Source organism: Bradyrhizobium sp. (assembly GCF_049581145.1).
Lineage (GTDB): Bacteria > Pseudomonadota > Alphaproteobacteria > Rhizobiales > Xanthobacteraceae > Bradyrhizobium.
Map to the genome: position 1 here is coordinate 1 of NZ_JBAURI010000590.1, position 7825 is coordinate 7825.

8 protein-coding genes are annotated in these 7825 nt (G+C 64.1%); 7 read left to right on the plus strand and 1 reads right to left on the minus strand.

The features are described from left to right. On the minus strand, nucleotides 1-1018 hold a 1018-nt coding region (gene pobA / locus WCB02_RS19465), incomplete at its 3' end, for a 4-hydroxybenzoate 3-monooxygenase (RefSeq protein ID WP_423960526.1). A 134-nt stretch (nucleotides 1019-1152) separates the two neighbouring features. Between pobA and WCB02_RS19470 the strand changes: the two genes are divergently transcribed. From WCB02_RS19470 to WCB02_RS19500, 7 genes are all read left to right on the plus strand, one after another. Beyond that, complete coding sequence (locus tag WCB02_RS19470; protein ID WP_423960529.1) at nucleotides 1153-2169, plus strand: TRAP transporter substrate-binding protein; 1017 nt, start codon at nucleotides 1153-1155, stop codon at nucleotides 2167-2169. Between the two features lie 105 nt (nucleotides 2170-2274). Beyond that, nucleotides 2275-2784, plus strand: a complete 510-nt coding sequence (locus WCB02_RS19475) for a TRAP transporter small permease (RefSeq protein WP_423960531.1) — start codon at nucleotides 2275-2277, stop codon at nucleotides 2782-2784. Between the two features lie 6 nt (nucleotides 2785-2790). Next, entirely contained in the window at nucleotides 2791-4110 is a 1320-nt protein-coding gene (locus WCB02_RS19480; RefSeq protein WP_423960533.1) for a TRAP transporter large permease, read from the plus strand. After that, complete coding sequence (locus WCB02_RS19485; RefSeq protein WP_423960535.1) at nucleotides 4110-4571, plus strand: DUF3237 domain-containing protein; 462 nt, start codon at nucleotides 4110-4112, stop codon at nucleotides 4569-4571. Before WCB02_RS19480 ends, WCB02_RS19485 begins: the two co-directional genes overlap by 1 nt. Nucleotides 4572-4896: 325 nt before the next feature. After that, nucleotides 4897-5700, plus strand: a complete 804-nt coding sequence (locus tag WCB02_RS19490; protein ID WP_423960537.1) for a crotonase/enoyl-CoA hydratase family protein — start codon at nucleotides 4897-4899, stop codon at nucleotides 5698-5700. A gap of 1 nt (nucleotide 5701) precedes the next feature. Continuing rightward, the gene (locus WCB02_RS19495; RefSeq protein WP_423960540.1) at nucleotides 5702-7606 is read left to right on the plus strand and encodes a feruloyl-CoA synthase; all 1905 of its coding nucleotides are present in this window, start codon (nucleotides 5702-5704) and stop codon (nucleotides 7604-7606) included. Between the two features lie 18 nt (nucleotides 7607-7624). Continuing rightward, nucleotides 7625-7825: SDR family NAD(P)-dependent oxidoreductase (locus WCB02_RS19500; RefSeq protein WP_423960542.1), on the plus strand; the 201-nt coding region annotated here is incomplete at its 3' end.

The following is a 7825-nucleotide window of genomic DNA, read 5'->3' on the forward strand; positions in this document are numbered from 1 at the left end:
GCACCGCTTTCCAGACCCGGGTCAGCGCCTTCGCCGAATAATGGTCGATGCCGGCGGCGGATTTTTCGTCGTAGAATTCGCGCAGTGCGGTGCTGAGATAGTGCACGTCGCTGGCGGCGAGATTGAGCCCCTTGGCGCCGGTGGGCGGCACGATATGGGCGGCATCGCCGGCGAGGAACATCCGTCCGAACCGCATCGGCTCGGCGACGAAGCTGCGCAGCGGCGCGATGCTCTTTTCGATCGACGGCCCGGTGACGAGGTCGTCGACCGCGCGGGGATCGAGCCGCCGCTTCAGTTCATCCCAGAACCGCTCGTCCGGCCATTGCTGGACATGATCGTCGAGCGAACATTGCAGGTAATAGCGGCTGCGGTGGGTCGAGCGCATGGTGCAGAGCGCGAAGCCACGGGCATGGTTCGAATAGATCAATTCATGGCTGACCGGCGGCGTCTCCGACAGGATGCCGAGCCAGCCGAACGGATAGACCCGCTCGAACGTCTCGATCGCCTGCGGCGTGACGCTGGCACGGCTGACGCCATGAAAGCCGTCGCAGCCGGCGATGAAGTCGCAGGCGATCCCGTGCGTGAGGCCGTCCTTGACATAGCTGACGCGGGGATGATCGGTATCGAAATCATGCGGCGTGACGTCGGCCGCCTCATAGACCGTGGTCAGCCCGGCCGCCTTGCGCGCGTTCATCAGGTCGAGCGTTACCTCGGTCTGGCCATAGATCATCACGGTCTTGCCGGTGAGGGCTTTCATGTCGATCCGGTGACGGTCGCCGCCGAAGGCCAGCTCGATGCCGTCATGCACAAGGCCCTCGCGATGGGCACGGCCGCCGGCACCGGCCTCGTCGAGCAAGCCGACGGTCCCTTCCTCGAGCAGGCCGGCACGGATACGGCCGAGCACATAATCCGCCGTGTGCCTTTCCAGGATGATGTTGTCGATTCCGTAGGTTCGGAGCAATTGGCCGAGCAGCAATCCCGCCGGACCTGCGCCGATGATTGCGACTTTTGTCCGCAATACTTGCTCCTCCCGATGCGATAGGCTTCAAGCATGAGGCTTCGCGGGCGCTGCCGCGGGCTTGCAATGATAATTATATCATATAACAATAACTGCAAAGGGCCATCAAAGCCCGCCTGAGGGAGACGATGCCGATGAGGAAGATGTTGCTGGCGCTGCTGTTGGCCGCCGCCGTGACACCTGCGGGCGCGCAGGAAAAGACCTTCAATCTGAAGATTTCGCACTGGGTACCGGCCTCGCATCCGCTGCAGAAAGCGCTGGAGGATTGGGCTGCGGCGGTCGAAAAGGAATCCGGCGGCACCATCAAATCGCAGATCTTTCCCGCCCAGCAGCTCGGCAAGGCGTTCGATCATTACGACATGGCGCGCGACGGCATCGCCGACGTCACCTATGTCAATCCCGGCTATCAGCCCGGCCGTTTTCCGATCATCGCCGCCGGCGAACTGCCCTTCCTGATGTCGGACGCCAAGGGCGGCTCGGAGGGGCTTGACGCCTGGTACCGGAAATATGCCGGCACGGAGATGAAGGACGTCAAGTTCTGCCTCGCCTTCATCCACACGCCCTCGTCCTTTCACACACGCAGCAAGAAGATCGTGGTGCCCGAGGACGTCAAGGGCATGAAGATTCGTCCCGCCGACGCCACGATCGCGAATTTCGTCACGCTGCTCGGCGGCACCAATGTGCAGTCTTCGGCGCCGGAAGTGCGCGACATCATCGAGCGCGGCGTCGCCGACGGCGTCACCTTCCCGGCAGGCTCGCTGGTGCTGTTCGGCGTCGACAAGGTGACCAAGTACCACATGGATGCGCCGCTCTATGTCACCACCTTCGTCTTCGTGATGAACAAGGACGTCTACAATGAGATGTCCGACCATCAGAAGAAGGCGATCGACGACAATTGCAATACCGAGGCCGCCGGGCGCGTCGGCGAACCCTGGGGCAAGTTCGAGGATGCCGGCATCGACAAGATCAGGGCTGAGCCCGGTCAGGACGTCTACAAGCTGACGCCGGAACAGACTGCGCTATGGAAGCAGGCGGCCGACCCCTTGTTCAAGACCTGGGCCGACGGCGTCAGGAAGGCCGGCGTCGATCCGGATGCTGCCATGACGGAATTGAAGGCCTCGCTCGCCAAGTACAACGCCTTGACGCAATAGGCGCTGATCACGGATGTCGCAGCGGCGGCGGGATTCCTGCCGCCGTTTGCTTGCCGGCAGCGGTCACAATTGAACGGAAAATTCAAGCGTAGGCGTGAGGTTGATATGAAGCGCGCTTCGATGGATCGTTTCATCGACGGAATTGAATGGATCGCCGCCGGCTTCGTCGGCATCGTCGCACTCGACATCTTTCTTTCGGTCGTGCTGCGCAACACGCTGAACTATTCGATCCCGGATTCTTTCGACATCGGGCGCATGCTGCTCGGCATCCTGATCTTTTGGGGAATCGCCGCGACCAGCTATCGCGGCACCCACATCACGGTCGATCTGGTCTGGGGCAACGTCTCGCCGCGCGATCAGCGCCTGATCGACGTGTTCGCGACCCTGGTGCTTTTGTTCGTGGTGACGGTGCAGACCTGGACCTTGTTCGACAAGGTACGTGGCACCTATAACGACCACGTGCTGACCTTCGACATGCACATGCCGGTGTGGCCGTTCTTCGCGGTGGCCTGGGTCGGCGATGTCTCCGCGGTGCTGTTGATCGCGATCCGTACCTACCGGCTGATCTTCCATCCCGAGGAGATGCATGATCCCAGGGTCAAGGGCACGGAGTAGCGGGTCATGAGCACCAATGCCGTCGCCATCCTGGGCTTCGTCTCGCTGTTCGGGCTGATGCTGCTGCGTGTGCCGGTCGGCATGGCGATGGGCCTCGTCGGCGTCTCCGGCTTCGGTTACCTCGTCGGCTTCACGCCCGCGCTTAAACTGGTCGGCCAGACCTCGATGCGCACGGTGACCGACTACACCTTCGGCGTCATCCCGATGTTTCTGCTGATGGGAACCCTGGTCAGCAATTCCGGCATGAGCCGCGACCTATTCCGCGCCGCCAACGGCTTTGTCGGGCACTTGCGCGGCGGCCTCGGCATAGCCACGGTTGCGGCCTGCGGCGGGTTTGCCGCGATCTGCGGCTCGTCGGTCGCGACCGCCGCGACCTTCTCGGCGGTGGCCTATCCGGAAATGCGCCGCTTCGGCTATCCGCAATCCTTTGCCACCGGCGTGATCGCGGCCGGCGGCACCCTGGGCGCGATGCTTCCGCCCTCGACTGTGCTCGCGGTCTACGGCATCATCACCGAGCAGGACATCGGCAAGCTGTTCATCGCCGGCATCATTCCGGGCCTGTTGGCGATGACGATGTACATGGTCACGATCGGGGCGATCGGCTTGCTGCGGCCGGGCTTCCTGCCCAAGGCACCGCCGCTGCCCTGGTGCGAGCGTTTTGCGGGCCTGCGGGAGATCTGGGCGCCGGTGCTGCTGTTCGTGTTCGTGATCGGGGGGCTCTATGGCTTGCCGTTCCTGCCGCGCTTCACGCCGACCGAAGCCGGCGGCGTCGGCGCCACCGGCGCGTTCCTGATCGGCGTCGTCACCGGGCGGCTCGACCGCGAGAAGATCCTGACGTCGCTGTTACAGGCGACGCGCACCGCGGCCGCGGTCTTCACCGTGCTGATCGGCGCGCTGATCTTCGGCTATTTCCTCACGGTGACGCAGACCCCGCAGAAGGTGACGGAGTTCCTGACCGGTCTCGGGCTCGGCAGCTATGGCGTGCTCGCCGTGATCATGCTGATGTATCTGGTGCTCGGCTGCCTGATGGACGCGATGGCCATGATCATCCTCACCGTGCCGATCATCTTTCCGGTGGTCATGCATCTGGGCTTCGATCCGATCTGGTTCGGCGTCATCATCGTGATGACGGTGGAGCTCGGCCTGATCCATCCGCCGGTCGGCATGAACGTGTTCGTGATCAAGAGCGTGGTGAAGGACGTCTCCTTCACCACGATCTTCAAGGGGGTCATCCCGTTCGTGGCCACCGACCTGGTGCGGCTGGTGATTTTGATCACGTTTCCACTGCTGGCAACCTGGCTGCCGCAACGCATGATGGCACACTGATGCAACCCTTGCTGCAAACCAGATATGTCTTCACCATCACCGCCCATATCGGCCCGGTGACCAGCGCCGGCGATACCGGTTACGGCGTCCGCCGTATCATCCCGATCGTCGGCGGCGCGGTGCGCGGGCCCGACATCAACGGCCAGGTCTGCGCCTTCGGCGCCGACTTCCAGATCATCCGACCCGACGAGCTGATCGATCTCGAGGCGAAATACGCCTTCGAGACCGATGACGGCGCGGTGGTCTATGTCGAGAACCGCGGCATCCGCTTCGGGCCGCTCGATCTGCTGCAGAAACTGAAGCGCGGCGAGCCGGTCGACCCGAACCTGATCTATTTCCGCACCGTGCCGCGGTTCGAAACCGGAGCCGAGAAATATCGCTGGCTGATGCAGCACATCTTCATAGCCTCCGCCGCCCGCCACGCCGACCGCGTCGTCATCGACGTGCATCAGGTGCTGTGACCGTCGGCTCTCTTACCCGCTCCTGGAGGACGGCTGCGGTGGAACTGCCTGCCTCGATGCAGAGCGCTCTCTCCACTGCTCCCAGTGTGTTCTTCCACTCTGCCCACCATCCGCTGCCGAGGGAGGGGCGCTGCCCGAGGGAGGGAGAAATCGGTGTTCGCTTCGAGAGGGGAGACTCGCGCGGCACTGCCGCTATACCGTGAACTCATCCATCCGTGAATTTGCAGCAAGCCATGATTTGGATTGCCCTCTGGAGCGCGACGACATTGACTCCACTTCAATTCGTTATAGAATATAACTATTCCAAGCAGGACATAACGGACCCATGGGAAACGCCGTCAGCGCCGCAACCGCGGATCCATCCGCGCTGCTTCGGATCGAGCGGCAGGCGGCGGTCCTGACCGTCGGCCTGAACCGTCCGGCCAAGCGCAACGCACTCAATGACGGCATCATCCTCAGCCTCGGTGATTGCTTTGCCAATCTGGCCGACGACGTCGGCGCGGTCGTCATCCATGGCATCGGCGAGCATTTCTCGTCCGGCCTTGATCTGTCCGAACTGACCGAGCACGATGCCACCGAGGGGCTGCGGCATTCGCAGATGTGGCACCGGGTGTTCGACCGCATCCAGTATAGCCGCGTGCCCGTGATCGCCGCGCTGAAGGGCGCGGTGATCGGCGGCGGCCTTGAGCTTGCCTGCGCCGCGCATATCCGCGTCGCCGAGCCATCGGCCTATTTCGCGCTGCCCGAGGGCCAGCGCGGCATTTTCGTCGGCGGCGGCGGATCGGTGCGGCTGCCGCGGCTGATCGGCGTCGCCCGAATGACCGATATGATGCTGACCGGGCGGGTGTATTCTGCGACCGAAGGCTCGGCTTACGGATTCGCGCAATATCTCACCGAGGCCGGTGGCGCGCTGCCGAAGGCCATGGAACTGGCCGAGCGCATCGCGGCCAATGCGCCCTTGACCAATTTCGCCGTGCTGCAGGCATTGCCGATGATCGCGGAGGCCAATCCGCAGACCGGCCTGTTGATGGAGTCGCTGATGGCGACCGTGGCGCAGAGCGACAAGGAGGCCAAGCGGCGGATCAGGGACTTTCTCGAGCGCAAGACCGCGAAGGTGAAACCGACCTGACATGAGCGCGCCAGCCGACATCGTGACGGCCGTGGAACAAAGCGAGGCGCTGGCCCGCGCCGGCAGCGCCCACCCGCTGCGTGCGATTTCGTTCAGCGACCCCGCCGTGACCATCGAGCGCAAGGCCAGTGGCACGATCTATCTGCGCCCGAAGCGTCCGCTCGGCGACTATCCGCCCCGCCTGACCGATCGCCTGCATCATTGGGCGGCCGCAGCACCAGATCGCATCTTCATGGCCGAGCGCGAGGGCGGCCGAGGTTGGCGGCAGATCAGCTACGCGGAGCTGTTGGCCTCCAGCCGGCATATCGCGTCCGCGCTGCTGGCGCGCGGCCTTTCGGCCGAGCGGCCGGTTCTGATCCTGTCCGGCAATTCGATCGACCATGCGCTGATGGCGTTCGGCGCGCTCTATGCGGGGATTCCGTTCTGCCCGGTGTCGCCGGCCTACTCGCTGGTCTCGAAGGATTTTGGCAAGCTTGCCTATCTGATGAAGCTGCTGACGCCCGGGCTCGTCTTCGCCGACGATGCCGACAAGTTCTCGGACGCGCTGACCGCCAATGTGCCTGTCGGTATCGAGATCGCCGCAGCCTACGGCGCGGTGGCCGGGCGCGACGTCATGCTGCTCGCCGATCTGATGGCGACACCGCTTCATACCGGTCTCGATGCGGTGCATGAGACGATCGGTCCCGACACCATCGCGAAATTCCTGCTCACCTCGGGCTCCACCGGCAATCCCAAGGCGGTGATCAATACCCAGCGCATGATCTGCGCCAACCAGGTCATGATCCGTGAGACGCTGGCGTTCCTGAAAGACGAACCGCCGGTCATCGTCGACTGGCTGCCCTGGAACCACACCTTCGGCGGCAACCACAATATCGGGCTGGTGCTCTATAATGGCGGCTCGATGTATCTCGACCAGGGCAAGCCGATGCCCGGCGGCATCGAGGAAACCGTGCGCAATCTGCGCGAGGTGTCGCCGACGGTCTATTTCAATGTGCCGAAGGGCTATGAGTCGCTCTTGCCGTATCTGCGCGACGATGCCGTACTGCGGACACGCTTCTTCGGCCGCCTGCAGGCGATGTTTTTCTCGGGCGCGGCGCTGGCGCCCCACATCTGGACCGGACTCGATGAATTGTCCGTCCGCGAGACCGGCACTCGCGTTCCGATGCTGACGGGTCTTGGCGCGACCGAGAGCGGGCCGTTCTTCATGTCGGTCAATCCCCGCAGCAGCCGCTCCGGCCATATCGGGCTGCCGGTGCCCGGCAACGACGCCAAGCTGGTGCCGAACAACGGCAAGCTCGAGGTGCGCGCCAGGGGGCCGAACGTTACGCCCGGCTACTGGCGTCAGCCGGAGTTGACCAAGGCCGCCTTCGACGAGGAAGGCTTTTATAAATTCGGCGACGCCATCAAGCCTGCCGATCCCGCCGATCTCGATGCCGGCTTCGATTTCGACGGCCGCATCGCGGAAGATTTCAAGCTGGCGAGCGGCACCTGGGTCAGCGTCGGTCCGCTGCGCGCGCGCTTCATCGCGGCCTGCGCGCCGCTGGTGCGCGACGTCGTGATCGCCGGCATCAACCGCGACGAGGTCTCGGCGCTGGTGCTGCTCGATCTCGACGGCTGCCGGCTGATCAATCCGACGCTGCCGCACGACAATCTCCCGGCGACCGCGGCCGATGAGCTGATCCGCGACGCCTTCCGTGAGCGCTTCGAAAAATTCCTCTCGACCTCGACGGGCTCGTCGACCAGGATCACCCGCGCCGTCCTGATCGACACGGCACTGTCGATCGACCGCGGCGAGGTCACCGACAAGGGCTCGATCAACCAGCGCGCGGTGCTCGATCATCGCAAGGCGCTGATCGATGCGCTCTACGCGCCGGCGCCGCCGGCCAAGGTATTCACGCTGACCTAGATCTCGGAGGAGAACATCATGCAGTTGAAGGATATGGCCGCGATCGTCACCGGCGGTGCATCGGGACTGGGGGCCGCGACCGCCCGCGCGCTCGCCGCCCGGGGCGCCAAGGTCGCGGTGTGCGATCTCAACGCCAAGCTTGCCGAGCAGGTCGCCGCCGAGATCCAGGGTACCGCCGTGATCTGCGACGTCTCCGACGCCGCGTCCGCGGAAGCCGCC